The sequence below is a fragment of the Streptomyces sp. NPDC107550 genome (assembly GCF_055639095.1).
On the sequence record NZ_JBVKBC010000001.1, the window covers coordinates 21,162 to 45,214 of the forward strand.

The 24,053-nt window shown below is 74.5% G+C and carries 25 protein-coding genes; 11 read left to right on the forward strand and 14 right to left on the reverse strand.

The genetic code is table 11. From position 1 onward, the window contains the following. Window positions 1-21: 21 nt before the first annotated feature. Genes ACZ7LY_RS00120 through ACZ7LY_RS00130 form a run of 3 tightly spaced genes read right to left on the reverse strand, consistent with a single transcriptional unit; the run spans window position 22 to window position 2,584 of the window. Window positions 22-297: a FeoC-like transcriptional regulator gene (locus ACZ7LY_RS00120; RefSeq protein WP_471622168.1), complete on the reverse strand. Its 276-nt coding sequence runs from the start codon at window positions 295-297 to the stop codon at window positions 22-24. After that, on the reverse strand, window positions 294-2,372 hold the full coding sequence (gene feoB / locus ACZ7LY_RS00125; RefSeq protein ID WP_471622169.1) for a ferrous iron transport protein B: 2,079 nt from the start codon (window positions 2,370-2,372) through the stop codon (window positions 294-296). Before feoB ends, ACZ7LY_RS00120 begins: the two co-directional genes overlap by 4 nt. Continuing rightward, complete coding sequence (locus tag ACZ7LY_RS00130) at window positions 2,372-2,584, reverse strand: FeoA family protein (protein ID WP_471622170.1); 213 nt, start codon at window positions 2,582-2,584, stop codon at window positions 2,372-2,374. Before ACZ7LY_RS00130 ends, feoB begins: the two co-directional genes overlap by 1 nt. A gap of 321 nt (window positions 2,585-2,905) precedes the next feature. Between ACZ7LY_RS00130 and ACZ7LY_RS00135 the strand changes: the two genes are divergently transcribed. Genes ACZ7LY_RS00135 through ACZ7LY_RS00145 form a run of 3 tightly spaced genes read left to right on the forward strand, consistent with a single transcriptional unit; the run spans window position 2,906 to window position 4,111 of the window. Then, a complete protein-coding gene (locus ACZ7LY_RS00135; RefSeq protein WP_471622171.1) occupies window positions 2,906-3,337 on the forward strand; it encodes a phage holin family protein in 432 nt (143 codons plus the stop codon). Further along, entirely contained in the window at window positions 3,334-3,786 is a 453-nt protein-coding gene (locus ACZ7LY_RS00140; RefSeq protein ID WP_471622172.1) for a DUF3618 domain-containing protein, read from the forward strand. The genes ACZ7LY_RS00135 and ACZ7LY_RS00140 overlap by 4 nt, the downstream gene beginning before the upstream one ends. Before the next feature lie 58 nt (window positions 3,787-3,844). Then, window positions 3,845-4,111, forward strand: a complete 267-nt coding sequence (locus ACZ7LY_RS00145; protein ID WP_471622173.1) for a DUF4235 domain-containing protein — start codon at window positions 3,845-3,847, stop codon at window positions 4,109-4,111. Window positions 4,112-4,594: 483 nt separating this feature from the next. Here the strand turns inward: ACZ7LY_RS00145 and ACZ7LY_RS00150 are convergent, their stop codons facing one another. Together ACZ7LY_RS00150 and ACZ7LY_RS00155 are read right to left on the reverse strand one after the other, a co-directional pair. Beyond that, a complete protein-coding gene (locus ACZ7LY_RS00150; RefSeq protein ID WP_471622174.1) occupies window positions 4,595-5,140 on the reverse strand; it encodes a hypothetical protein in 546 nt (181 codons plus the stop codon). Between the two features lie 255 nt (window positions 5,141-5,395). Continuing rightward, a complete protein-coding gene (locus tag ACZ7LY_RS00155) occupies window positions 5,396-5,557 on the reverse strand; it encodes a CsbD family protein (RefSeq protein ID WP_471622175.1) in 162 nt (53 codons plus the stop codon). Between the two features lie 413 nt (window positions 5,558-5,970). Here ACZ7LY_RS00155 and ACZ7LY_RS00160 point away from each other — a divergent pair, with 413 nt between their 5' ends. Then, on the forward strand, window positions 5,971-7,494 hold the full coding sequence (locus tag ACZ7LY_RS00160) for an NHL domain-containing protein (RefSeq protein WP_471622176.1): 1,524 nt from the start codon (window positions 5,971-5,973) through the stop codon (window positions 7,492-7,494). A 345-nt stretch (window positions 7,495-7,839) separates the two neighbouring features. On the opposite strand, the gene ACZ7LY_RS00165 is transcribed toward ACZ7LY_RS00160, so the two are convergent. Both ACZ7LY_RS00165 and ACZ7LY_RS00170 read right to left on the reverse strand, forming a co-directional pair. Then, window positions 7,840-8,346, reverse strand: a complete 507-nt coding sequence (locus ACZ7LY_RS00165) for a hypothetical protein (protein ID WP_471622177.1) — start codon at window positions 8,344-8,346, stop codon at window positions 7,840-7,842. A gap of 45 nt (window positions 8,347-8,391) precedes the next feature. Next, the gene (locus ACZ7LY_RS00170) at window positions 8,392-9,486 is read right to left on the reverse strand and encodes a hypothetical protein (protein WP_471622178.1); all 1,095 of its coding nucleotides are present in this window, start codon (window positions 9,484-9,486) and stop codon (window positions 8,392-8,394) included. A gap of 393 nt (window positions 9,487-9,879) precedes the next feature. Between ACZ7LY_RS00170 and ACZ7LY_RS00175 the strand changes: the two genes are divergently transcribed. The 7 genes from ACZ7LY_RS00175 (at window position 9,880) to ACZ7LY_RS00205 (ending at window position 17,128) form a co-directional block, all read left to right on the forward strand. Beyond that, window positions 9,880-10,629 carry a hypothetical protein gene (locus ACZ7LY_RS00175; RefSeq protein WP_471622179.1) on the forward strand — a complete coding sequence of 250 codons (750 nt, stop codon included), beginning with the start codon at window positions 9,880-9,882 and terminating at the stop codon, window positions 10,627-10,629. A 70-nt stretch (window positions 10,630-10,699) separates the two neighbouring features. Beyond that, on the forward strand, window positions 10,700-12,556 hold the full coding sequence (locus ACZ7LY_RS00180) for an FG-GAP-like repeat-containing protein (RefSeq protein WP_471622180.1): 1,857 nt from the start codon (window positions 10,700-10,702) through the stop codon (window positions 12,554-12,556). A gap of 95 nt (window positions 12,557-12,651) precedes the next feature. Continuing rightward, window positions 12,652-13,290: a DUF2461 family protein gene (locus ACZ7LY_RS00185; RefSeq protein ID WP_471622181.1), complete on the forward strand. Its 639-nt coding sequence runs from the start codon at window positions 12,652-12,654 to the stop codon at window positions 13,288-13,290. A 139-nt stretch (window positions 13,291-13,429) separates the two neighbouring features. Further along, entirely contained in the window at window positions 13,430-13,873 is a 444-nt protein-coding gene (locus tag ACZ7LY_RS00190; RefSeq protein ID WP_471622182.1) for a hypothetical protein, read from the forward strand. A gap of 38 nt (window positions 13,874-13,911) precedes the next feature. Continuing rightward, window positions 13,912-15,108 (forward strand): sensor histidine kinase, encoded by a 1,197-nt coding sequence (locus tag ACZ7LY_RS00195; protein WP_471622183.1) that lies wholly within the window; start codon window positions 13,912-13,914, stop codon window positions 15,106-15,108. A 121-nt stretch (window positions 15,109-15,229) separates the two neighbouring features. Beyond that, window positions 15,230-15,850 (forward strand): response regulator transcription factor, encoded by a 621-nt coding sequence (locus ACZ7LY_RS00200; RefSeq protein ID WP_471622184.1) that lies wholly within the window; start codon window positions 15,230-15,232, stop codon window positions 15,848-15,850. A 633-nt stretch (window positions 15,851-16,483) separates the two neighbouring features. Further along, window positions 16,484-17,128 (forward strand): alpha/beta hydrolase, encoded by a 645-nt coding sequence (locus ACZ7LY_RS00205; protein WP_471622185.1) that lies wholly within the window; start codon window positions 16,484-16,486, stop codon window positions 17,126-17,128. A gap of 57 nt (window positions 17,129-17,185) precedes the next feature. Here ACZ7LY_RS00205 and ACZ7LY_RS00210 read toward each other — a convergent pair whose 3' ends face one another. The 7 genes from ACZ7LY_RS00210 to ACZ7LY_RS00240 form a co-directional block, all read right to left on the reverse strand. Then, entirely contained in the window at window positions 17,186-18,778 is a 1,593-nt protein-coding gene (locus ACZ7LY_RS00210; RefSeq protein ID WP_471622186.1) for a carboxylesterase/lipase family protein, read from the reverse strand. Between the two features lie 42 nt (window positions 18,779-18,820). Further along, window positions 18,821-19,459, reverse strand: coding sequence for a GPP34 family phosphoprotein (locus tag ACZ7LY_RS00215; RefSeq protein ID WP_471622187.1), 639 nt, complete (start codon window positions 19,457-19,459; stop codon window positions 18,821-18,823). Window positions 19,460-19,605: 146 nt separating this feature from the next. After that, window positions 19,606-20,271, reverse strand: coding sequence for a response regulator (locus ACZ7LY_RS00220; RefSeq protein ID WP_471622188.1), 666 nt, complete (start codon window positions 20,269-20,271; stop codon window positions 19,606-19,608). Further along, entirely contained in the window at window positions 20,268-21,506 is a 1,239-nt protein-coding gene (locus tag ACZ7LY_RS00225) for a sensor histidine kinase (RefSeq protein ID WP_471622609.1), read from the reverse strand. Before ACZ7LY_RS00225 ends, ACZ7LY_RS00220 begins: the two co-directional genes overlap by 4 nt. 161 nt (window positions 21,507-21,667) lie before the next feature. Next, window positions 21,668-22,213 carry a hypothetical protein gene (locus ACZ7LY_RS00230; protein ID WP_471622189.1) on the reverse strand — a complete coding sequence of 182 codons (546 nt, stop codon included), beginning with the start codon at window positions 22,211-22,213 and terminating at the stop codon, window positions 21,668-21,670. A 186-nt stretch (window positions 22,214-22,399) separates the two neighbouring features. After that, window positions 22,400-23,401, reverse strand: a complete 1,002-nt coding sequence (locus ACZ7LY_RS00235; protein ID WP_471622190.1) for a dimethylarginine dimethylaminohydrolase family protein — start codon at window positions 23,399-23,401, stop codon at window positions 22,400-22,402. 67 nt (window positions 23,402-23,468) lie between these two features. Beyond that, complete coding sequence (locus tag ACZ7LY_RS00240; RefSeq protein WP_471622191.1) at window positions 23,469-24,047, reverse strand: sugar kinase; 579 nt, start codon at window positions 24,045-24,047, stop codon at window positions 23,469-23,471. Window positions 24,048-24,053: the final 6 nt, after the last annotated feature.

The window sequence follows — 24,053 nt, forward strand, 5'->3', positions numbered from 1 at the left end:
CGGGCCCCGGCGTCAGCCGGATCAGGGGCGCCGCTCCGGCCCCGACGTCAGCCGAACCAAGGGCGCCGCCCCCGAGACCGTCGGGCACCCCGTGCAGCCGCGCGCGGCGAAGACGCAGCCCGCGCAGTCCGGCGTCCCCACCAGCTCCTGCCTGATACGGCCCTTGCGTACCCAGTACTGGGCGAGCGCGGCCGCCTCCGCGGTGCTGACGCCGAGCCGGGCCGCGACCTCGGCAAGGCCGGTGCCCGGTTCGGCCGCCTCGAACTCCCGGAGAAACTCCCTCAGGACGCCGCTCACCAGATCACCCGCACCAACTGGAACGTTCCGACGGCGAGCAGCCACGCCACCGCCAGCTGTATGCCGAGTCCGAGCAGTGTGAGCCGGGTGCCGAGCTCCGTGCGCTGCGCGGCGAGCGTCGCCATGCAGGGCGTATAGGCGAGGACGAAGACCAGGAACGCCAGCGCGGCCGCGTCCGCGTGCCCGCCCGACGACTCGTCGAACGTCGCGTGCAACTGCCGGGACAGATCCGCCCCGCCGACCGCGTCGCCCGTCGTGCCGTAGGTCTGCGCGACCGTCGCCACGACTCCCTCCTTGGCGACGAACCCGGTGGCGAGCGCGGCGGAGGCATGCCAGTCGCCGAACCCGGCGGGTGTCATCACCGGCGCGATCGCCTCGCATACCGTCCCGAACACGCTCTTCTGGACCGGGACATCACCGAACGACCCGGCCGACGCGCCCGCCGGAACCGCCATCAGCAGCCACACCGCCGCCACCGTGGCGACGATGATCCCGCCGGCCGTCCGCAGGAACGACATCAGCCGCTGACGCACCTGCGCCCCGATCACCCGCGGCGTGAGGAGACGGTACGGCGGCAGTTCCAGGATCAGCGGCTCGGGCTTCATGTCCTTGAACAGCAGCGGCCGCAGGATCAGGCCCATCGCCACGACAAGGACGACCGAGAGCACGTACAGGAAGAAGATGACGGTGCCGGAGTGCGCGCCGAAGAAGACGCCCGCGATCATCGCGAAGACGGTCAGACGCGCGGTGCAGCTCATGTACGGCACCAGCAGGCCGACCAGGAGGCGGTGCGAGCGCTGCTTGAGGATGCGGGTCCCGGCGATCGCGGGCACGTTGCAGCCGAAGCCCACCACGAGCGGCAGGAACGCCCGCCCCGGCAGCCGCAGCGCCCGCATGGCACGGTCGGCGAGGAACGCGGCCCGCGCGAAGTACCCGGAGTCCTCCAGGAGCGCGAGCAGCAGGAACATGATGGCCATCAGCGGTACGAACGTGAGGAGTTGGCCCACTCCGTCGATCAGGCCGTCGACCAGCAACCCGTGCAGCCAGCCCGGCGCGTGCACCGCGTCGAGCAGCGATGTCGCCCCGCCGCCGACCGGTCCGGAGACGAAGTCGCCGAGCGCGTCCTGCAACGGCTTGGCCACGGCGGTCGTCGCCTGGAAGACGCCCCACATCACCGCCAGGAAGAACGGGATCCCGAACCACCGCGACAGCAGCAGCCGGTCGACCCGGTCGGTCAGCGTCGCCCTGCGCGCGGCTTCGGACGCGGGCAGTGCCTGTACGAGAACGCGGTGCGCCCACGCGTAACGGGCCTCGGCGACGAGGAGTTCGGCGTCCGCCCCGTCGGGGTCGGCGCGCTCCACCTCCTCGGCGGCCCGGGCGGCCGCGGCGACGAGCTCGTCCGGCGCGTCCGGCACCCGCTCCCCGCACAGCAGGCGCAGCGCCGGCCAACGCCGCCCGCCGGCGGCGGCGACGAGGGGATCGAGAACGGCCGCGAGGCCCGGGGGCGCGTCGAACCCGGCGGGTGGCGCGGCGGGCGCTTCAGCGACCGCCGCAGCGAGTTCCGCAAGTCCCTTGCCCGTGCGCGCCCTTACCGAGATCACGGGCAGCCCGAGCGCTCGCCGCAAGGCATCGGGGTCCGGCGCGGTGCCGCGCTTGGCGGCGACGTCGGTCATGGTCAGCACGACCACCACCGGCACCCCGGTGTCCAGGACCTGCGAGAGCAGATACAGATTGCGCGCGAGGTTCGCCGCGTCCAGCGCGAACAGCACCAGATCGGGCCGCTCGGGCTCGGGCGCGGTGAGCAGATCCCGTACGAGCGCCTCGTCCGGCGACTCGGGCACCAGGCTGTACGTGCCGGGCAGATCGGCGACCCGCAGCCGCTCGCCGCCCGGGAGGCGCCAGTGGCCCTGGGAGACCTGGACGGTCTTGCCGGGCCAGTTGCCGATGTGCTGCTGAGCGCCAGTCAGGGCGTTGAAGAGAGTCGACTTGCCGACGTTCGGATTGCCGACGAGAGCGACCAGCCGGGTGCCGGTGTCGAGCTGCGCGGGCGCGCCGCCGTGACACCCCGCGGTCATCACAGGTGCCGCAATCCGGCCGCCGTCCGCGCGTCCAGCGCCACGCGGGCCTCGCCCACGCCGACGAGTACGCCACCGGTCGCGCCCCGGGCGATGACGGTGACCTCCGCGCCGGGCACGAACCCGAAGGCGAGCAGCCGCCGGCGCTCGGGTCCGGCGGCGCCCGCGACGCGGACGGTGGCGCCGGGGCGGCAGTCGTTCAGGGACGGCACGAGGGCTTTCCCCTTTCCCGGGATCGACGGTTCACGGTCGGCGCCACGGCTGACGGTTACTTAGGTAAGCCTAAGCAGCGTGGGTGGCGGCTCCAGGGGCCGAAGGTCACGATCGACGGGCCTTTGGACCTGGGACGGCCACGGGAAGGCGTCCGCCCGTTGACCTCGTATGTCGTGTCTGGACCGGTCTTGTCGGGGTACGCGCGTTCACCGTGGGCGCCGTGGCGTCCGCCCTGGCGTCCGCGATGGCGGCGAAAGCGGCACAGCGGACATCAGGCCCCAGGAAGCCGACGGAAGAACCAGTACAGGGAGCTGATCGCCATGTCCTCCGGTACGCAGCCTCACAGCGGCCCGGGCCGGCAGACGCCGGCGGACGAGCCGGTGGGAGAACTGGTCCAGCGCGCCTCGCAGCAACTGACCGAACTGGTGCGCAGCGAAATGCGCCTCGCACAGGCGGAGATGAAGCAGAAGGGGAAGCGTTACGGCAAGGGCGGCGGCCTGTTCGGCGGCGCCGGCGTCGTCGGCTTCCTCATGCTCCAGGCGTTGGTGGCCACCGCGATCGCCGCGCTCGCGGTGCCGCTGCCGGTATGGGCGGCGGCGCTGATCGTCACGGCCGTCCTCGGTGTGATCGCCGCGGTGCTGGCCGTGAGCGGGAAGAAGCAGGTCGACGCGGCGGCCCCGCCCACCCCGGAACAGACGGTCGAGAACGTGAAGGCCGACATGGCCGAGATCAAGGAGAGGGCACACCGATGACCCAGCCGCACGACGAACCGACGGCGCAGAGCACCGAGGAACTGCGCGAGCAGGTCGAGCAGACCCGCGCGGAACTCGGCCAGACGGTGGAGGCCCTGGCAGCCAAGACCGATGTGAAGGCCCGCGCGCAGGAGAAGGCCGCCGAAGTCAAGGACCAGGCCGCCGTGAAGGCGGCCGAGGTCAAGGACCAGGCCGCCGTCAAGGCGGGCGAGCTGAAGGAACAGGCCGCGCTTCAGGCAGAGCAGTTGAAGGACAAGGCGGCGCAGGCGGCGGTTCTCGTACAGGAGAAGCTGCCGGACCCCGTCAAGGACACGGCGGTGCGGACGGCCGGGCAGGTGCGGACCACGGCCTCGCGCGCCGCGCACGCGGCACGCGACAACCGTGTGCTGCTGGCCGCCGCCGGTTCGGCGGTCGCGGTGTGGCTGCTGTGGCGGCGGCGGAAGGGCTGACGACGGGCCGCGTCAGGCCGCGTCGACGGAAGGCCAAGGCTGACGAAGGGATGACTCCGTGAAGGCATCGAAGATCGCGTACAAGCCGGTGGGCCTCGCCCTGGGCGCGCTCAGCGGCATGGCGGCCGGGGGCCTGTTCAAGCAGGCGTGGAAGGTGCTCGGCCACGACGAGGACGCGCCGGACGCCACCGACGAGGACCGCCGCTGGGGCGAGGTGCTGCTGGCCGCGGCGCTCCAGGGGGCGATCTTCGCGGGCGTCAAGGCGGCCGTGGACCGGGCGGGCGCATCCGCCACGCGCCGCCTCACGGGTACCTGGCCGGGCTGAGCGATCCGGGGGGCTTGGCGTTGGGTTGGGCCGGCGCCGGTTGGGCCTGCCGCTGGTCCGGCCTGGCGCCGGTCGGGGGTGACGGCGGTCGGGGGCGCTGGCGCGGGTCGCAGGCGGCGGTCGGAAGCCGTGTGTGGCGGTTTGGCGGTCACGGGTCCGTGATCCGGGGGCGGTGGTCGCTGGCGCGGGGCGGTGGTTGCTGAGCGCGTGCGGGAGGAAGGGCCCGGCCCGCAACCGGCTTGCGACCGGATGCCCGACCGGCCTGCGCCCTGATACGCGACCCGCGACCGCCTCCCGCATGCGCGATACGCGACCGCGACTGCTACCCGCGTGCGCGACCGCGACTGCCGTCCGCGTACGCGACTGCGACTGCCCTCCGGCTCGTGCCGGGCCCTGGGAAGCCGGGGTGCCGGGCGCGAGCGGGGCCGCGCAGGGCGACCCCGCTCCCTGGGCGCCTCCGGCCCCGGCCGGTTCCGCTCCGGCTCAACCCCCAGCGCCCGCCAGCACCTTGTCGGCCTCACGAACGCGCCACTCCTCGATACGCCGCTGCTGACGGTCGGCGCGTTCGAGCAGGGCGTCCAGCCGCGCCTTCTCCAGCCGCTCGTCGACGGCGGCGACCCGGCGCAGGGTCCGCCAACCGGCCGCCTTGCCCTCGACCCCGATCCGCAGCGCTTCGAGGTCCACGATGATGCCGAGCGGCGAGGGCCGGACGAGATGCCCGTTGAACTTCAGCCGCCCGAGCCGCTCGGCCGCCCATCCCGCGCACACCTTGTAGCGCCGTACGGGGATGCCGAGGTCGCCCATGATGCCGAGCAGCGCCTGACGGTCTTCGGCGATCTCGGCGGCGACGGGACCCAGCGCGCGGCCCAGCGCCGAACCTTCGGCGGTACGCGCCAGGCGTGCGGCGCGCTCGGTACCCGCCGTGGCTCCGGCGAGGTGATCGTTGAGGTAGATGCCGAGCAGCCTGGGGTCGGCGGCCCGCTGGGCAGGGTGGTGCGGGGCGATGTCGGGGACGGGGGCGGGGTGCATGTACGGCTCCTCGGGTCGGCCGGGGTCATCCGGCTCGGGTCGGCCGGTTCATCCGGGTCGGGCGCGGTCGGTGGGGCGACGCGGAGCCCGTTCTCTTCCGGGCGCCGGGCGCGCCGCCCGAGTACCTCGGCAGCCCCGGTGAATGCGCCGATCCGGCCCCAGAACACCCTGTGGTTCCAGAAACGCCCTGCGCTCCAGAACGCCTGTGGCCCGGCACGCGCTCGTGCCGGGCCACACGTCTGCTGGGGGAAGCGGTCAGCGCCCCTGCGGCCGGCGGCGGTCGACCTTCTCGTCGATCTTGCCCTTGGCCTGCTCCAGCCGGCCCTCGGCCTGCTTGCCGTGGTCGCCGGTCACCTTGCCCATGTTCTCCTTCATGGAGCCCTTGACCTGCTTCGCCTTGGCCTTTGCCTTACCCATGAGTGATCTCCTGTTTCGGGGGGCTCCACGGTGTGTGGGGCCTCACGCTCTCCACGGTGCGCCGCCCTCTCACCCTCCGCAACACAGCCGATCACGGTGCGTGACTGTGTCGGTCGCGGCGCCACCACCCGCCCGGCCCCCCACTCACCTCCTACGCCACCACCTGCGGCGCGGTCGACGATCCACAGCCACCCTCACCAAACGTCAAGTACCGGACAGCACACACCGCTTGACGCGGCGGCCCGCCGGGGCGCGTGGGCCGCATGGGTCGCGTGAGAGTTACGGGGTGAACGTCAACACGCACACTCACGATCACCCTCAAGCGATCTTGCCAAGCCGACACGCCTGTGACTTTATGGAATCGTTGCGTAACTGCCCGTAGCGGCGGGTGGTGGACGGCGAAGGGGATGACCATGAGCACTTCTCAGGGGGACGCGGGCCAGGCGGGGACGGCCCCGCCCATCAAGACGCTCGCGGGGACGGGCGCGGCGGGGTTCGCGGGGGACGGCGAGCGGGCGGAAGGGGCCCAGTTGAACCTCCCGTACGGAATCGCCGTGGACAGCACCGGCACGCTGTACGTCTCCGACTACAACAACCACCGGGTCCGGAAGATCACGACCGACGGCAGGATCAGCACGGTCGTCGGGACGGGCGCGGCCGGCTTCACGGGCGACGGGGGCCCAGCCGCGTCGGCGCAGGTCAACCGGCCACGCGGCGTGGCCGTGGACAGCGCGGACAACGTCCTCTTCGTCGACGAGGGCAACAACCGCGTCCGCAGGATCTCGCGGGGCGGCATCATCAGCACCGTCGCGGGCTCAGGCACGGCGGGGTTCAGCGGCGACGGAGGTCCCGCTGTCGCGGCCCGGCTCAACAGACCGCTTGCGGTGGCGGTGGACGGCGACGGCGCCCTCCTCGTCTGCGACGACACCAACAACCGCGTCCGCAGGATCGCCCCGGACGGCACGATCAGCACCGTCGCGGGGAGCGGGACAGCGGGCGCCCGGGGCGACTCCGGGCCCGCCGTCTCCGCCCAGCTGAACTCCCCTTATGGCGTGGCGGTGGGACCCGAGGGCGACTTCTACATCGCGGAGTACGGGAACCACCGGGTGCGCAGGGTCACGGCGGACGGCACGATCAGCACGGTCGCCGGCACCGGCACCGCCGGCTCCGCGGGCGACGGAGGCCCCGCCGCTTCCGCCCAGTTGCGGAATCCGATCGGCGTGGCTGTGGACAGCGAAGGCGGCCTGTACATCGCTGACTTCGGCAATCACCGGGTACGCAAGGTCGCGGCCGACTGCACGATCAGCACGGTCGCCGGCACCGGCACGGCCGGCTCCGCGGGCGACGGAGGCCCCGCAGCCTCGGCGCAACTGAACAACCCGTTCGGACTGGCCCTGGACTGCGTCGACGCGCTCTACATCGCCGACTACAAGAACAACCGTGTGCGCAAGGTCGTCTCGTCGCGCATGGCCGATCTGCCCGAGGCCGGCGCCGTCGTCTCCTGGGCCAACGTCCGCAGCAGACTCCGGGTGGGCGTGGAGCGGGAGTCGACCAAGGACGGCGCCGAGGTGCATCAGGTGCTCGCGGCGGCCCGGGACCATCAGCGCTGGCGGCTCGTCCCCGCGGGCCAGGCAGACGGGGAGGTCCTGTACCGGCTCGAGAACGTGCGCAGCGGCAGGGTCCTGGAAGTCGCGGGCGCGGGCGAGCGGACCGGGGCGGTGGTCGCGCAGCGGTCCTACGAGGGAGGCGGCGCGCACCACCAGCAGTGGAGACTCGTCCCGGTCGGCTCGGCGACCGCCTCCCCACGCGTCTACGAGATCGCCAACCGGCACAGCGGCCTGCTCCTGGGCGTCGACACCAACGCCCGTACGGTCCTCAGGCAGCAGGGCGCGGACGGCGACCACCGGGGCCGCCAATGGCAACTGCTTCCTGTGTAGCGCAAGGCAGTTGACGGGGATGCTGGGGGGCGGTGCGGTGCCCGGTCGGCGCGGATGGTGTAGCGCACGGCATGTGACGCGGATCGGGCGGCGCCCATTCCGCGCGGACCAGTCGGCTGCTCACTCGGCACGGACCAGCCAGTGCCCAGTCGGCGCGGACCAGTCGGCGCTCCGATCGACGCCCGACGATCGGCGCCCGTCAGTGCGCGGCCGCCAGGAGCCGCCTCGGGAGCCGCCCCCGGGGAGCCGATCAGCGGCCGGGTCGGCGTCCCGCTGCTGCACGCTGCCCGCTGCCCGCCCGCGAGGGTGACTGACCGGCATCCTCGCGGGCGGCGCCCGCGCCCGCTACTCGCTGCGGGCCGGCTTGTCCGCGCTCGGCTTGGCCGCTTTCGGGGCCTCCGGGGCCTTGGGCGCGTCGGGGGTCTTCGGGGGCTTGCTGAAGTCGCTCTTCTTCGGCCGGTCCGCGAGGTCCTCGTCCTTCTGGAGGCCGTCGTGCCCGGAGACGGTCGAACTCGCGTCCTCCATCCGCGCGGAGGCCGCCTTCGTCACCGAGCCCGAGTCCTGGGCGTACCGGGCCTGCGCGTCGGCGGACGCCTGCGTGGTCTGGATGAGGGAGCCGAGGAAGCCGAGGACCGCGCGCGCCTCCGGCGAGGTCTCGCGCACGGTCTTCGCGCCGGCGGAGCCGCCGTGGATCGCGCTGGTGAACAGGCTGGTGCTGGTGTCCTCGTAGGTGGAGTCGTCGGAATCCTCGAAGTCGACGCCCTCGCCCGGTGTCGGCTTCGTGCCGTCGGTCGTCACGGAGAAGAGGCCGGCGCCCTTGCCCGCGGAGTGGAAGATGTTGTCGAACACCATGGTCGTCACCTCTGGTCGGGAGGGGGAGCGCGGGGTGCCGCGCGGTCAGGGCTGCTTGTAGAGCGTCTGCGGGCTGAGGGTCAGGGTCTCGATGTCGAGCAGGGAGTGATCGACATCGAGGGCGGAGACGACTTCGGCGAGGCCCTGCATGCGAAAGCCGCCGGGCGCCAGGTCGATGTCGGCGATGTCGCGGGCGACGACCGGGCTCAGGCCGGGGTAGGCGCCGGACTGCGGGGGCGAGAGGACGGCGACCGGCACGGCGTACTCCACCGCGAGCAGTCCGGAGAACGTCACGGGGATCTCGTACGTGTACTGCTTGCGGCTGCGGCGCTGGGTGACGAGGGTCCGCACCCGGGAGTGGGCCGGCACCTTGCCCGAGATCTGCGACTTCGAGGCCCAGCTCGTGGTCAGCGAGCCGCCCACGGTGGCGGCGACGCCGAGGGCCAGTTGGGCGTTGAGCGAGGCGTTGCCGGTGGCGCTGCCGGAGGTCGTGAAGCCCACGGAGTTCGTCATCGTCTGGGAGGAGGAGTTCGTCGCGGAGCTGCTCGCGGAGGACTCGGTGGTGTTGGCGTTGTCGACGCCGACGCTGTCCTTGCTGTTCTTGTTGGTCACCGTGTTCGCGTTCTTGTTGGCCGTGCCGTTCTGGCAGGAGGCCGCGAGCTGTGACTGGAGGTCGAGGCGGAGCTGGTTCTGCAGTTGCAGTTGCAGGGAGGCGCCGACGCTGCCGCCGAACGTGAGCTTGGCGTCACCGTGCAGTGACCAGGTGACGCCGTTGGAGACGGTGAAGTCGACGGAGTCCGTGAAGGTCATCTCCTGGTCGCTGCGGTTCACGTAGGTGCGCGCGGAGAACGTGTCGGGCGGGGGCTGGCCCACGTCGCCGCGCACCTCGATCAGCGGCTCCCCGAGGTTCATGTAGGAGAGCCAGCCGCGCTCGTACGCGGATCCGGAGAAGGTCCCGAAGCTCGACTTGTTCAGGGAGAAGCCGATGGGTTTGTGCTTCGCTCCGGAGGTGTCGACGTAGACGAGGTTCGGGTGGTTCAGGATCGACTGCCAGGTCTGTTCGATGTTGAGTTCCCGCAGGTTCTTCTTCGTCAGCGGCTGACGCATGGCGTCGACCAGGCTGTATGCGGTGGAAGGCATCTACCCGTCCTCGACTGATGGGGGGCCGGAACGCACGCGGTGAAATGCGCGGGGAATCCACGCGCTTCGGCAATCGAAATTACCGTTCACCCGCCGGCCCGGGAAGGGGAATTCACGCGCCCCGCTCCATCGAGTGATCGATTTTCGGAAACCGTTTCCGAAACGCCGATGAAGTGACCTTTCTCCAGACGCCGGCCCGACAACAAGGGGTTTCTGACGGCCGCTTGGGCGGGTAGCGTGAAAGCGGGCGCGACCGCCGACGGCATTCTCGCCCTCCCTTCTTACCGCCCTCTTCCTTCCGGTGCCCTATTCCCGCGCCGTCCGCGCGGGAATTCTCCGGGCGGGCACCGGGTGAATTCTTCTCCTCCGTCCAGATCAGGTGAGGTTCTCGGGATGTACACACAAGAGCGCACGGCGATGTCCAATCTGGTGGTCGGCGGGCCGGTGGCGGTGAACAGCTACGACAACGCGATCGTGGCGGCGCTGGTCGAGAACCGGCCGGTGATGCTCGTCCACGCGTTCAACGGCGGCTACCTGCGCCCCGTCGAGCTGAACGAGGAGAGCCACGACAAGGGCGTGCAGTTGGCGACCGCCCTCGACGAGACCGTGAAGGAGGCCAAGGGCCACCTCTGGTACATCACGCCCGCCGGCTTCTTCGGGCAGCGGCCGCTGTACTTCCTGGAGAGCGCCACGGGCAAGCCGCGCCCCGCCCCCACCGCCCCGGGCACCGCCGCCTCAGGGACCGCGGGTACGGGAGCCGCCGACGCCGGACGCGGCGACGACGGCCTGGCGAAGCCCGTGCGCCGGCGCGTCACCGTCCATCAGGACGCGCCGCAGAACACCGCCGACGTCGTGCAGGTCGGGCTGCCCGACAAGGTGGGCGCCAAGTGGCGCGGGAAGAACGGCGCGCCGGAGGACACACAGCTCTGGGTCGTGACCGTCACCCCGTGGGGCGGCATCACCTTCGTGCCCATCACGCACCCCGACACGATCCTCGGGTTCAAGGACCACGCCGTGACCGCGAACAGCGAGGTGCGGGTGACGCCCAACTGGGGCGGGGACTTCACCGGCACCGTCATCAACACGTTCTACCCGCGCCTGCCCAGCGAGTGGAACGTCCCGTACCACCACGTCTTCACGTGAGCCGCGGCCCCGGGCCCGCCGCCCTGCCCGCCCCGACCCCCAGCCCGTACCGCCTGGAAGAGGCACCACGATGCCCGTGCCCACGGAAGAACTGAAACTGGAGATCGCCCACGCCGTCACGGGCGGAGCCCTCGGCGCCCGGGCCGTGCCCGCCGCCGACGGCACGCTCGTCGTCCACGACCTCCCCGGCGACGGCGGCCCGGGCCCGCACCTGTGGCAGTGCGTCCCCGTCGTCGGCGCGCCGGACGAGCAGGACGCGCGGGTGTACGTGATCCGGGATGCCGCCGACGGCAAGGTCCTGGAGCGGCCCGCCACCGCGACCGGTGCCGTGCGCCGCGCCGCCGCCACCGCCGGGAAGAAGAGCCAGCAGTGGCAGATCGTGCCGGTCGAGGGCGCGGGCGGCCTCTACTTCATCGAGAGCGCGGTCGACGCCGCCGTCCTCGACCTGGACCCCGCCGCGTCCGGCGGCGGGAGCGGCACGCCGGTCGTGCTGCGGGAGTACGACGAGAGCGCCGAGAGCCAGCGCTGGCGGCTGGCGCCCGCCGAGCCCGAGCGGGTCAGCGATCCCGTGCTGCGCTGGTCCTCCCTCGACCACTGGAACGGGCGCAGGTCCTGGCGTCTCGCGCGGTCGGCGGCGCTGCGTCCGGTGCCCGGCGCGGCCCCCGCGTTCAGCGACATGCTGCGTGTCCTCGACCGGTTCGGCGGTGACGCCGACGCGGGCGGCTGGCAGGGCGGGACCCCTCCCCTTCCGTCGCCGGACGGACGGCCGGGCCGGTGGGCCGGGCTGGGGGCGCGGTTCCTCGCCGATGTGAGCGGCGAGGGGCGCGCCGATGTCGTCGGGCTCAAGCCCGGCAAGGGGGTTGTGGCGGCGGCTGGCAGGGGCGACGGCACGTTCGAGGACGAGGAGCGGGTGGTGCAGCGGCCCGGGCCCGGCGCGGCCCCCGCCGACCTGTGGAGCCTCGCGGACCTCGCGGGGGACGGCACACTGTCCGCCGTCGTCCTCGGTGCCGACGGCCTGCGGGTCGCGGCGCGCGGGGCCGACGGGACGTTCGCGGCGGTGGCGGGCGAGCCCGCGCTGAAGGCGTTCGGGCACGGCGACCAGGCGGGCGGCTGGCGGGCCGACGTACACCCGCGTTTCCTCGCCGACACGACCGGCGACGGACGCCTCGACCTCGTCGGCTGCCACGACGACGGCGTGTGGATCTCCCTCCAGGGCGAGGACGGCACCTGGGCGGAGCCCGGCGACGAGCCCGCACTCAAGGCGTTCGGGCAGAGCGAGGAGGCGGGCGGCTGGCGCGCCGACGTACACCCGCGCTTCCTCGCCGACACGACCGGCGACGGACGCCTCGACCTCGTGGGCTGCCACGACGACGGCGTGTGGGTCGCCGCCCAGGGCGAGGACGGCGGATTCGACGAACCCCTGTACGTCCTCGACGACTTCGGCACCGGGCAGGGGTGGGAGTCGGCGGCCGAGCACCCCCGGTACGCCCTGCCGGTCACCGGCGACGGGACGGCGGACCTCGTCGGCTTCGGCCCCCAGGGTGTCGTCGTCGCACGCGGCCGCGGGGACGGCACGTTCGCGCCGGCGCGGCTCGTCCTGAACGACTTCGGCGGCGCGCAGGGCTGGACGGCGGCGAAGCATCTGCGGCTCCTCGCCGACGTCACCGGAGACGGCCTGCCCGACATCGTCGGCTTCGGCGACGAGGGGGTGTGGGTGGCGCACAATCTGGGCGAAGGCCGGTTCGCACAGGCGCAGTTGGTGTGCTGGGGCTTCGGGTACGCCGACGACGCGGGCGCCTGGCGAGTGGACCGCCACCCGCGTTTCCTCGCCGACGTGACCGGCGACGGACGCGTGGACCTCGTCGGGTTCGGCGGGCCGGGCATGTACGTCGCCCGCAACCTGTACCGGAGGTTCCGTACGCGGTGATGCGGTGGCGGGCGCGGCGGACGGCCGGCGGGGCGCGCGGGCGGTGGCGGTGGCGGCCGCCCGCGCGTGCGGCCGCCGGGGGCTATCCTCCGCGCATGTGCGGACGGTTCAGCGGTTGGCCCGAGCAGGCCATGGACGTGCTGTGGAAGCTGCGCGGCGACCCCTCCCCCACGGTCCGCGAGCGGTGCCGCGCGGACCGCGAACGCCTGGTCAGACAGCCGATGATCGACCTTCTCCACGACGTGGCGGACGCCGACGCCCGCTACGAGGACTTCTCCGTGTGGCACTACCGCACAGGCGCCTGGTGGTGGCAGAACCAGAGCGCGGTGATCCGCCTCGGCCGCAAGGTCGAGATCGGCGTCCGCCTCTCCCTCGACGGGCTGCGCGTCCAGGGCGCCTGGTGGTACCCGGACCCGGGCCAGGTGGACCGGTTCCGCGCCGCCGTGGCCGCCGAGGGCAGCGGACGTGAACTCGCCGCCGCCGTAGCGGAGTTGCGCCGCTCCGGCTACGAGGTCGGCGGGGACGTCATGAAGCGTCCGCCGCGTGGCTTCCCGCCCAGCCACGCCCGTACGGACCTGCTGCGCCACCGCTCGCTCATCGCGGCCCGCACCTTCGACGACGAGGCGTCGCTGCACACCCACGCGGGCGTGGAGCGGGTCCTCGCGGCCGCCGCCGCGATGGAAACGATGCTGGAGTGGCTGGTGCGGCACGTGGCGCGCACGGCCGGCCCCTGAGCGATGCCGCACGGTCCGGGCGTACGCGCGCCCGGACCTCGGGGGCCGACACCCGGGTCTCCGGGGCTGACAAATGTCATGGCGGAGTCGTGGGTCAGCTCACTGCCGGGAGGCGGGGGCACGGCGGGATCCTCAAGGCATGACCTCATCTGCCGCACACTCCGAGCCCACTCCCCCTCCGACCCCCGCCACGGCACCGGCCGCGCACGCGCTGCGCCCCGTCAAGCGTCTCGTCGGCGGCTACCTCGCCCTCAGCGCCGCGACCCTCGTCGCCGCCTTCCTGCTGCGCCACCACGCGGGCGCCGTGGACGACGCCGTATGGACCCGCAGCATCATCGTCGTCGCCAGCGCCGCCCTCTGCTTCGCCTTCGCCGCCCGCGCCGCGCGCGGTTCGCGCCGCGCCTTCCTGCGGCTGCGCATCGTCACGGCCGTGATGACGGTGGCCATCGCCGTCGTCGTCGCGCTGCCCGGCCTGTTCCCCCTCTGGCTGCGCGTCGAGCAGAGCGTGTGCGGGCTGCTGCTGCTCTGTGTCGTGGTCCTCGTCAACGGCCGTGACATGCGCGCCCTGTTCCAGGCCCGATGAGCGTCCCGCGTCCCGGCGACGGTGTTAGCGTGCCCGCCATGCAGGCGCCAGGCACAGGCACGGGCACGGGCACCGTCGCGGGCACGGACGCGGACAGGGACGCGGGCATGGGCGCCCCGGCCGGGGGCCGCGATCCGCAGCGCTGGTCCGAGGGCTGGCGGCGGACGCTGCTCGCCGCCGGGATGCTCGCGTATCCGGCCGTCACCGCCGTAGGCGTCGCCCAGTACAGCGCGGGCGGCGCGCGGATCGCCGGGTTCGCCGTCGTCGCCGCGTTCTGCGTCTGCTACGTCGCCGGGGCAATTGCCGCCGCACGGGGCGCGCACCGCCGTACGACAGCGCCGCCGGCCGTGCTGCTGGTGCTGGGCGCGCTGTTCGTCGCGGCGCTGCCGTTCGCGCACGAGTACGCGTTCTTCCTGTGCACGGTCGTCGTCGCGTTCGCCGCGCTGCGCCACCGCCGCCACGCCGTGCCGCTGGTCGCCGCCGGGGCGGTGGCCGCCGTCGTCGTGCCCTGGGCGGTGCCGTCGTGGCGGAGCGGGCCCGGCTGGATGGAGGCGGTGGCGCTGGTCTTCACGGCGCTCACGGTGTCGGCGTTCGGCGAGATCGCGCAGGCCAACCGGGCGCTGGTCGAGGCCCGCGCCGAGGTCGCCCGGCTCGCCCAGCAGGCGGAGCGCGACCGGATCGCCCGCGACCTGCACGATCTGCTCGGCCACTCCCTGACCGTCATCACCGTCAAGAGCGGCCTCGCGCGCAAGCTGGCCGCCGCCGGTTCCGAGCGGGCGGTGGAGGAGATCACCGAGGTCGAGCAGTTGTCCCGGCAGACGCTGGCCGACGTACGGGCCGCGGTCTCCGGGTACCGCGAGGTCACCCTCGCCGGTGAACTGGCGCGCGGGCGCGAGCTGTTGCGGGCGGCGGGCGTCGAGGCGCGACTGCCGCAGGCCACGGACGCCGTGGGGCCCGCATACCAGGAGCTGTTCGGCTGGGTCGTGCGCGAGGGCCTGACGAACGTCGTCCGGCACGCGCGGGCCGGCCGCTGCGAGGTGACGGTGACGGCGGACTCGGTGGAGATCCGCGACGACGGGCCCGGGGACGAGCCGGGCGGCACGGGCGGCACGGGGAGCGGCGGCGGCGCGGGCAACGGGCTCGCGGGGCTGCGGGAGCGGGTCGCGGAGGCCGGCGGCACGCTTGAGGCAGGGCCGCTCGCACCGCGCGGGTGGCGGCTGCGGGTGACGATGTGAGCGGGACGGCGCGGAACGCGGCCAGGGCAGTCCCGCCAGTTCAGGCCCGTACCCCCGGCACGGTCCGGGGACCGGACCCGAGGGCCTCTCGGCCGGATGACGCTCCAGGAGAGGCGACGCGATGACGACCGACCGTACGATCCGGCTGCTGCTCGCCGACGATCAGGACCTGATCCGCAGCGCGCTGGCCGCCCTGCTCGACCTGGAGGACGACTTCGAGGTCGTCGCCTCCGTCGACCGGGGCGACAAGGTCGTCGACGCGGCGCTCGCCACCGCCCCGGACGTCGCGCTCCTCGACATCGAGATGCCGGGCCTCGACGGGCTCGCCGCGGCGGCGGCGCTGGCCGCGCGGGTGCCGCGCTGCCGGGTCGTCGTCCTCACCACGTTCGGCAGGGCGGGCTATCTGCGGCGCGCCATGACGGCCGGGGCGGTCGGCTTCGTCGTCAAGGACGCGCCGCCCGAGGCGCTCGCGGACGCCGTGCGCCGCGTGATGCGCGGCGAGCGCGTCGTGGACCCCGAACTGGCCGCCGCGACCCTCGCCGCGGGCGAGTCCCCGCTGACCCCGCGCGAACGGGACGTGCTGCTCGCCGCCCGCGCGAGCGGTTCCGTCGCAGACATCGCGGGCGCCCTGCACCTGTCGGAGGGCACGGTCCGCAACTACCTCTCGTCCGCCATCGCCAAGACCGGCACCCGCAACCGCATGGAGGCCCAACGCGTCGCCGACGAGCGCGGCTGGCTGTGAACTCCCCCAGTCAGCGGACGACGCCTCAACCGCCGTACGTCACCACCACATCGGGGCGCTTGAAATAGAACCCCCAGAGGGCCGGCCGGGTCGGCGGACGAAGCCGGGGCGGAGGCAGGGGTCGAGGGAGGCGGCTGGGATCCTGTGGCGATCAGGGCCGTGCCGTTCATGACCGGCTTCCCGTCGAAGCAACGCCCCGACCACCCGAAGACGTACGTGCGGCGCAGCCCCAACGCGCGCAGCCCGCAGAGGACTTGACCGGCGGAGACCGCTCGGCCGTCCATGCGGTGCGGGAACCACAGGAAGAAGTTGCTCTTGTGCCGGGCACCCGGTCCGGCCCACAGGCCGACGACGACCCCGTCGCCCTCCGGGTCCGGCACGCACCCGCGTACGCGCCAGGGCCCCGCGAGGGTGACAGCCGCGTAGGGCCGCAGCCGGGCCGTCACCGCCCGCTGGAACCGCGCCGGTTCCCCGTCCTCCTCCATGCGCGCCCTCCGGCTTCCGTCCACTCGACCTGCGGTCCCGCCGCGATTCTCCCCCGCGCCCGGCGGCAGGGCCGTCTCCCGCACCGTGCGGTCTCGGCGGGCGGTGGCGGATCATGGAGGGGCAGGGGCCGTGGTGAGTGGAGGTTCGATGAGTGGCGAGGCGCGGGCGCTCGTGGTGCGGCGGATGCCGGGGACGGCGCCCCGGGCCGCGGTGGTGGTGTTGCACGGCGGGCGTGCCGACGGGCGGACGCGGGCGCGGCCGTGGCAGCTCGCGGCGCTGCGGATGCGTCCGTTCGTACGGGCCCTGCTCACGGCGTTCGCCGGGGAACCGGTGGTCGTCGCGGAGGTCCGCTACCGCGTACGCGGGTGGAACGGCGCGGAGGCGGACGCCCTGCGCGACGCCGAGCGGGCCCTCGCGGAGCTGGCCCAAGTCGTCGGTGACGTACCGGTGTTCCTGGTGGGGCATTCGATGGGCGGCCGGGCCGCGCTGGGTGCCGCGCGGGTGGAGACGGTACGCGGGGTCCTCGCGCTGGCGCCCTGGTGCCCGGACGGGGAGCCGGTGGCGCATCTGGCCGGGAAGGACGTGCTGGTGCTGCACGGCGACCGGGACCGGGTCACGGAGCCGGGCGCGTCGGTGGCGTTCGCGGTGCGGGCCCGCGCGGCGGGTGCGCGGGCCCGGGTGCGGCTGCTGCGCGGCGGCGATCACGCGATGCTCCGGGACAGCGCGGCCTGGCACCGGGCGGCGACGGAGACGGTGACAGCCTGGGTCCGGTCCTCCCTCGCTTCGGCGTAGGCTCCGCCGGGATCGCCGGCCCCCGCTCGCCTCGGTGCGGAGGCATCAGGCTTCGGGCTACCGGTCCAATCCCCGCCAGAATCCGCAGTGGTGGCGGGCGTCCGTGGCGGGCGTCGGGGTGATCGCGTCCGGGGCGAGGGTCTGGACGGTGCGGCGGGGCCAGTGGGGCGCGGCCGGGCCGTTCGGGTCGGCGGTGCGGGCGAACGCCGTCCAGTAGTCGATCATCGCGTCCGCCAGCCGGTGCTGAGCGGGCGTCAGGTCGCGGGGCCGGCCACCGAGGTCGAAGAGATACGGCAGTTCACTCGCGTGCGGCGCCCCGAGCGGGAACGGCGGGGTGCCCGGGGTGAGCGGCGGCGCGTGCTCGTCGGCGAACTCGTAGCGCCATACCGGAACATGGGCGCCCAGCAGGCGCGCGGTGCGGGCGGTGGGACACGCGAAGGAACTGTCGCCGATGGCCGCGCCGAGCACCGGTCCGCCCGCGTCGCCACGCACCGGGTAACGGCGTACGACGGCCTGGGCCTCGCCCGGCGCGGAGAAGAACGTCGCCGCCACCTCCGGCCAGGTCGCGGCGGTGACCGGGTTGCCCGCGGCGACGATGCCGGCCGCCCAGCCGTTGCCCTCGTCGCGGGTCGAGCCGAGCAGCACGGGCACGCGGTGGACGTGCCAGGAGCGCAGCGCCGCCGCCGGGTCCGCGGGCAGCAACGGCGAGCCGTAAATGGTCTGTTGGTCGCCGCTCTGCTCCTTCAGGAGACGGGCGACGGGCACGCGGCGCAGGCAGGCGAGTGCGTCGCGGGCGTGGCCGCAGCCGACGCGCGCGGCGAGGTCGGCGCCCGCGGTGTACGCGGCGCGCGGTGGCACGGAGTACGGGGCGAAGGGGCGTTCCGCGCGGCCGGTGCAGGGGCCGCTCTGGATGACGGCCCGGTCGAAGAGGCGGGCCGCGGCCGGGGCGGCGAGCTGGGCGCAGACGCTGTAGCCGCCCGCCGACTCACCGGCGAGGGTGACTTGGCGGGCGTCGCCGCCGAAGGCGCCGATCTCGGCGCGGACCCAGCGCAGGGCCGCCTGCTGGTCGGCGAGGCCGAAGGTGCCCGCGCCGGGCAGGTTGGGGCGCGCCAGGAAGCCGAGGGCGCCGAGCCGGTAGTCGACGGTGACGACGACCGTGTCGCCGCGCGTGGCGAGGCGGTGGGCGTCGTAGGAGGCGGCGGCGCCGGTCGTGAAGCCGCCGCCGTGCAGCCACACGAGCACCGGGCGCGGGTGTGCGGGCCGGGCGTCGTCGGGTGCGGTGATGTCCAGGTGGAGGCAGTCCTCGTCGGTGCTGCCGCCCGGCACCTCGCCGGCCGGCTGGGGGCAGGCGGCGCCGGGGCGGGTCGCGTCCCGTAGTCCGGCCCAGGGCGCGGCGGGCCGGGGCGGCGCCCAGCGCAGCGGGCCGACGGGCGGCGCGGCGTACGGGATGCCCTGGAAGGTGCGGTAGCCGGGGTGGGCGGCGCCGCGCACCAGGCCGGCGCGGGTACGGACGCTGGCGGTCGCCTCCGCGCGGGCGGCGTGCGCGCCCGGTGCCGGGCGGGGCGAGGCCGCGGGTCCGGCCTGCGCGGCGGGGGCCAGGGCGAGGGTGGCCGCGAGGACGCAGGCCGCCAGGGTCGGTACGCGGTGCATGGTCTTCGTCTCCCCGTGGGATGCGGGCGGCCGGGACGCGGGTCAGCCGCCGCCCATGCCGCCCTGTGCCGCGATCATGGTGGTGGGCAGGTCGCGGACCGTCTTCTCCAGGCCCGGCGCGAGGGTGCCGAGCGCGGCGGCGCAGGCGTCGAGGCGCGTCGCGTACGTGGTGGCGTCCGCGCGGGTGACGACAGTACGCAAGTGGCCGGCGGCGGCGAGCGCGAGCAGGGCGGTGTCGGTGAGCGGCAGGTCGCGTACGGGCGTGTCGGAGTGGAGGGCGGCGGTGATCCTCGCGCGCAGGGCGCGGGCCGCGGCCGGGTCGGTGAGGGTGAGTCGGCGGTGGCCGAGCGGGGTGCGGGGCTCCTTCACCGTGGCGGCGCCCGAGGCGGCGAGGTCGTCCTCGACGTCCGTCAGGGTGCGCTTGCGGTGGGTGCGCACGAGGTGCTTCCAGCCGTGCCGGCCGGCGGCGTCGGCGAGTACGGCGTCGAGGGCGGGGCTGCCGGTGGGGCCGTCGCCGGCCGGGGTGGCGGTGCCGTCGTCGTCGGTGAGGCGGCCGCGGGCGGTGAGGTCGACGAGCGCGGCGGCGCGCAGCAGGAGCTGGGCGCGGGCCCGGTCGTGGGGGCCGTGGGCGGCGTCGTCGTAGGCGAGCAGATACATGAGGCGGGGCAGGTCTTCGGTCACGCTTCGACGCTACGGGGAGGCCGGGCGCCCGGGGATCGGCCGCGCGGGCGGTCTCGTACTGGGAACCCGGGAGGATCGCCGCCCGTTCTCCTCCTTGAGGACGAGACGCGGCCGGGCGGGGGCCGGTGAGGGGGTGTGCGGGGCGGTCATTCGGGGCGGGGGCGCGGGGTGACGAGACCGTGGTCGTAGGCGGCGACGACGGCCTGGACGCGGTCGCGCAGGCCCAGTTTGCGCAGCACGGCGGTGACGTGGTTCTTGACGGTGGCTTCGGACAGGCCGAGCCGTCCGGCGATCTCCGCGTTGGACAGGGCCTGCCCGATGAGGGTGAGCACTTCGCGCTCGCGCCCGGACAGACCGGCGAGGGAGGGCGGCGGGGCGGGGTCGCGCGTGGTGCGCAGGAACCGGTCGAGGACGCGGCGGAGCACGGCCGGGGCCAGCAGCGCGTCGCCGCGCGCGGTGACACGGACGGCGTCGACGAGTTCGGCGGGGCGGATGTCCTTGAGCAGGAAGCCGCTGGCGCCCGCGCGCAGCGCGTCCACGACGTGCGCGTCGACGTCCCAGGTGGTCAGGACGAGGACACGGGCGCCGCCACCGTCCGCGACGATCCGGCGGGTCGCCTCGATGCCGTCCACGCCGGGCATGCGGACATCCATGAGGACGACGTCGGGGGCGAGGTCCCGGGTCAGACGCACCGCTTCGGCGCCGTCGCCCGCCTCGCCGACGACCTCCAGGTCCTCGCGCGCGTCGATGATCATGCGGAAGCCGGTGCGGACGAGGGCCTGGTCGTCGGCGACCACCACGCGTACGGTCATGCCGCCTCCCCGTGCGGCAGGCGCGCCGCCACCTCGAAGCCGCCCCCGGGCAGCGGTCCGGCGCGCAGGGTGCCGCCGACGAGCCGGACGCGCTCGCGCATGCCGACGAGGCCGCGCCCGGACCCCGGGGACGGTTGGCCGCCGTGCCGGGCGCGGCCGTCGTCGGTGACGGTGACGTCGAGGCGGCCGGCCGCGGCGTGCACGCGGACGGTGACCGCGTGGGCGCCGGTGGCGTGCCGCAGCGCGTTGGTGAGGGCTTCCTGCACGATGCGGTAGGCGGCGAGATCCACCGGGGCGGGCAGCGCGCCGAGGTCGCCGTCGCGCAGGACCCGTACGGGCAGGCCCGTGGCGCGGACGGCGTCGGCGAGGTCGTCGAGGCGGGCCAGGGTGGGGCGCGGGGCGTTCGGCGGACCGGCGGAACCTGGGGTGGCGCCCGTCGGCGGGCCGGTGGCGGAGCCCGGGGTGGCGGCCGTCGAAGTGCCCCGGGGGGCGGTGTGCGCGGCGGCGCTCTCCTCTGCGCCGGGGTCGCCGGGGTCGCCGGGGTCGTCGGGGTCGTCGGGGCGGAACGCTCGCAGCAGCAGGCGCAGTTCGCCGAGGGCCGAGCGGGCGCCCGACTCGATGGCCCGCAGTGCCTCGCGCGCCTGGTCGGGCCGCTCGGTGAACACGTCGTCGGCGGCGCTCGCCTGCACGACCAGCACCGACAGCGTGTGCGCGACCACGTCATGGACCTCGCGCGCGATCCGCGCCCGTTCCTCCGCGACGGCGCGCCGGGCCTCGGCGCGCGCCCGCTCCCGCTGCGCGCGGCGCCACTGGCCGGCGGTCCAGGCGAGCACGACGGTCAGCAGATACACGGCGAGCCCGGCGGCGCCGCCCGCGACGAACGCCAGCGGCGCGGGCAGGCACATCGCGGCCAGCGCCCACGCGGCGAGCCGCCGGGGCCGCAGCGCGGCGAGGACGCACAGGCTGAGCTGCGCGGCGAGCAGGGCGCCCGTCAGCGACACGGCGGGCAGCAGCGCCCAGACGGCGATGCCGGTGACCGCGTTCACGGCGAGGGCGGCCAGCGGCGCCCGGGTCTGCCGGCGCAGCGCGGCGAGCTGGACGAGGAGCAGCGCGAGGGCCGCCGCGAGCCGCCAGGGGCGCCCGGCGCCCGCGACGGGGACCGCCGTACCGAGCACGGCGGTCACCACACCGGCCGAGACCCACCACAGCGCCCGCTCCGCGCGCGGCGGCGTCAGGGCGGTGCCCGGCGAAAGCGGCGGTCCGGCGTCGGCTGCCGCACCGCGCCCGGCTGTCGTGCCGCGCTCGGCTGCCGCGCCGCGCTCGGCTGCCGCGCCGCGCTCGGTTCTCGTACTGCGGTCCACGCCCCGACCCTATCCAGCGGCCGGGGCGCGGGGCGTCACTTGATGAGGGCGTTGGCGACGATGACGACGACGCCGAGCAGCGCGTCGCCGAGGCCGATGAGGGCGGCGCCCGCCCGTCCGCGCCCGCCGGTGCGGCCGACGGCGACGCCCCAGCCGAACAGCAGGAAGGTGTTCATGCCGAGGATGACGTACTCCACGTACGGCGACGGCCACAGGCCCGTGTCGGCGCCGAGCAGCAGCACGACCGAGGGCAGGGTCGCGGCGACGAGGGTCCACTCGTCCAGGAGGCGGCGGCCCAGTTCGCGCGGGGTGTGGCGGTGGCGCGGGGCGTACGAGATGAAGTGCGCGTAGCCGTGGGCGAGGGCGGCGGAGACGCCGGTGACCAGGAGCCACAGCGCGTTGTGGTGCGGGCCCGCGAGGGAGTCCTCGTGGTGGGCGGGCAGCGCGGCGGCCATCGAGCTGGCGAGGACCGTCCCGTACACGCCGCCGAACAGCAGGCGCGGGTCGGCGCCCGCCGGCCGGGCCGGCGCTCGCCCGGGGGCCTGCGGGGCGCTGGGGCGGGGGCGGGTCGGCGTGGTCATGGGGCACCTCGGAACAATGGAACTGTCCGGCATGCGGCGTATGTCCGCATGCCCGCCGGGCTCAACGGCGCGGCGGGCGGGGCCATTCCGGATCCGGGCGGACCGGGTGCGTAAGTCCTTGGCGCGGGGGCTTTCGGCCCGCGGCGCGGGTACGGGCGCGGGCCCGCCGGGGGCACGGACGGCGCGTCAGTCGGACGTGCGCAGCAGGGGCTGGGTGCTGCACCGGAAGGAGCCGCCGAGGGAGCGCGTGATCGAGAAGTCCACGTACTCGACGCCCACGCCGTGCCGTTCCAGGCGCTCGCCCACGGAGGCGAAGGCGGGGTCGGTGACGTAGGCGTCGGGGCCGAGCGGGAGGCCGTTGGTGGCGAGGGCCGTGGCCTGTGCCAGATCGACGGTGACGCGGTCCCAGTCGCGCAGGGAGGCGGGCAGCCCGTCCGGCAGGGCCTCCTCGCACATGACGAGCAGGCCCTCGCGGACGAGGCCGAGCGCGCAGTCCAGGTGCAGCATCCGCTCGTGCAGGCGGACGGTCTCGACGGTGTAGCCGTGCGGGGCGAGGAGCTTGGCGAGCCAGCGGATGCCGAGCGCGTTCGAGGCGAGGCCCGACGTGCCGACGTAGACGTGCTTGCCGAGGACGAGCACATCGCCGCCCTCCAGGAACGGTCCCGCGCCGAGCGTCGCGTCGCCGGGCGCGGCCACCTCGGGCATGGGTACGGCGACGTACGCGCAGTCCGCCGGCAGGACGTGCTCGGTGAGGACCGTGCGCAGCGGCAGCACCTCGCGGCGCCGGTGTAGGAACCGCATCGACGCCTCGACGACATGGTGGCCGACGGTGAAGAAGGGGTCGCGGGCGAAGAAGTTGGCGTAGCCGTCGGCGCCGGCGGCGGCCTTCTCCGCGTCGGTCAGGCGGCGCGGTCGGTGCACCCGTACGCCGTGCCGGGTGAGGACCTCGCGGAACGCGTCCCGTTCCTGCTCCCAGCGGGCCTGCCGGGCGGGGTCGGCGTCGCGCATGTCGCCGACGAACCCGGTGCGGGCCGGGGAGTCGGCGGGCAGGAAACGCATGTCGGCGGAGGACGCGGCCGACGCGGGGATCGCCACCTCGCTCTCGGCGAGCACCACCGTGCGCAGCGGCGCGAACTCGCTCTCCACGAACACCTCGGGCGCGGGGGCCCCGGGGGTCACATCGGACATCTCTGCTCCTTCGACTCGGCTCCCCCCAGGGATACGGGCTTCGGCGGGCGGGCGGGTGACGGCGCGCTCAGGGGTGCGTCGTCGAGACCACGTAGACCATGGGATGGTCCGCGTTGGAGCGGTTCACCACGACGGTCTGGGTGGGCAGCGGGTCCTTCTGGGTGTGGGTCAGGCCGAACCAGGGGCCGGGGCCCGAGAAGTCCCAGCCCGCGACCCTCCGGTCCTTGGCGGTGACGGCGAGGTCGTTGCGTACGAGGCGGCCGCTGTCGGTGCGCATGTCGGTGAGGAAGGCGTCGAGGCCCTTGTCGCTGGTCACGAACTGCGCGTACAGGCGGCTGACCTTGTAGTTGTTCGTCTCGTAGTACGCGACCGAGCGCGAGCCCGCGGGGATCGGGATCTGGTAGAGGCGGCGCTGCACCTTCGAGGGCCAGCCGATGGTCAGGCCCGTCGCCGAGTACTTCGCCTCCTTGTCCTTGCCGCTGTCGCGGCTCTGGTTCGCGGAGATCACGAGGTAGCCGGCCGGGATGCCGATGAGCAGCACGATGGTCAGCAGCGTGAGGGCCCGGCGGCGGAGCACGCGGCGGCGGCTCCCGGCGGGGCGGGGGTCGCCCGCGGGCGGCGAGGGCGGAGGGGACACGGTGGTCATGGCAGG

Bases quoted from the DNA above. Each gene is read 5' to 3' on its own strand.
- ACZ7LY_RS00235 (WP_471622190.1), bottom strand. From the start codon at position 23,401: ATGTCCGATGTGACCCCCGGGGCCCCCGCGCCCGAGGTGTTCGTGGAG.
- ACZ7LY_RS00185 (WP_471622181.1), top strand. From the start codon at position 12,652: ATGTGCGGACGGTTCAGCGGTTGGCCCGAGCAGGCCATGGACGTGCTG.
- ACZ7LY_RS00180 (WP_471622180.1), top strand. From the start codon at position 10,700: ATGCCCGTGCCCACGGAAGAACTGAAACTGGAGATCGCCCACGCCGTC.
- ACZ7LY_RS00220 (WP_471622188.1), bottom strand. From the start codon at position 20,271: ATGACCGTACGCGTGGTGGTCGCCGACGACCAGGCCCTCGTCCGCACC.
- ACZ7LY_RS00150 (WP_471622174.1), bottom strand. From the start codon at position 5,140: ATGCACCCCGCCCCCGTCCCCGACATCGCCCCGCACCACCCTGCCCAG.
- ACZ7LY_RS00175 (WP_471622179.1), top strand. From the start codon at position 9,880: ATGTACACACAAGAGCGCACGGCGATGTCCAATCTGGTGGTCGGCGGG.
- ACZ7LY_RS00170 (WP_471622178.1), bottom strand. From the start codon at position 9,486: ATGCCTTCCACCGCATACAGCCTGGTCGACGCCATGCGTCAGCCGCTG.
- feoB (WP_471622169.1), bottom strand. From the start codon at position 2,372: ATGACCGCGGGGTGTCACGGCGGCGCGCCCGCGCAGCTCGACACCGGC.
- ACZ7LY_RS00160 (WP_471622176.1), top strand. From the start codon at position 5,971: ATGAGCACTTCTCAGGGGGACGCGGGCCAGGCGGGGACGGCCCCGCCC.
- ACZ7LY_RS00200 (WP_471622184.1), top strand. From the start codon at position 15,230: ATGACGACCGACCGTACGATCCGGCTGCTGCTCGCCGACGATCAGGAC.
- ACZ7LY_RS00165 (WP_471622177.1), bottom strand. From the start codon at position 8,346: ATGGTGTTCGACAACATCTTCCACTCCGCGGGCAAGGGCGCCGGCCTC.
- ACZ7LY_RS00140 (WP_471622172.1), top strand. From the start codon at position 3,334: ATGACCCAGCCGCACGACGAACCGACGGCGCAGAGCACCGAGGAACTG.
- ACZ7LY_RS00195 (WP_471622183.1), top strand. From the start codon at position 13,912: ATGCAGGCGCCAGGCACAGGCACGGGCACGGGCACCGTCGCGGGCACG.
- ACZ7LY_RS00135 (WP_471622171.1), top strand. From the start codon at position 2,906: ATGTCCTCCGGTACGCAGCCTCACAGCGGCCCGGGCCGGCAGACGCCG.
- ACZ7LY_RS00240 (WP_471622191.1), bottom strand. From the start codon at position 24,047: ATGACCACCGTGTCCCCTCCGCCCTCGCCGCCCGCGGGCGACCCCCGC.
- ACZ7LY_RS00155 (WP_471622175.1), bottom strand. From the start codon at position 5,557: ATGGGTAAGGCAAAGGCCAAGGCGAAGCAGGTCAAGGGCTCCATGAAG.
- ACZ7LY_RS00210 (WP_471622186.1), bottom strand. From the start codon at position 18,778: ATGCACCGCGTACCGACCCTGGCGGCCTGCGTCCTCGCGGCCACCCTC.
- ACZ7LY_RS00205 (WP_471622185.1), top strand. From the start codon at position 16,484: ATGAGTGGCGAGGCGCGGGCGCTCGTGGTGCGGCGGATGCCGGGGACG.
- ACZ7LY_RS00190 (WP_471622182.1), top strand. From the start codon at position 13,430: ATGACCTCATCTGCCGCACACTCCGAGCCCACTCCCCCTCCGACCCCC.
- ACZ7LY_RS00230 (WP_471622189.1), bottom strand. From the start codon at position 22,213: ATGACCACGCCGACCCGCCCCCGCCCCAGCGCCCCGCAGGCCCCCGGG.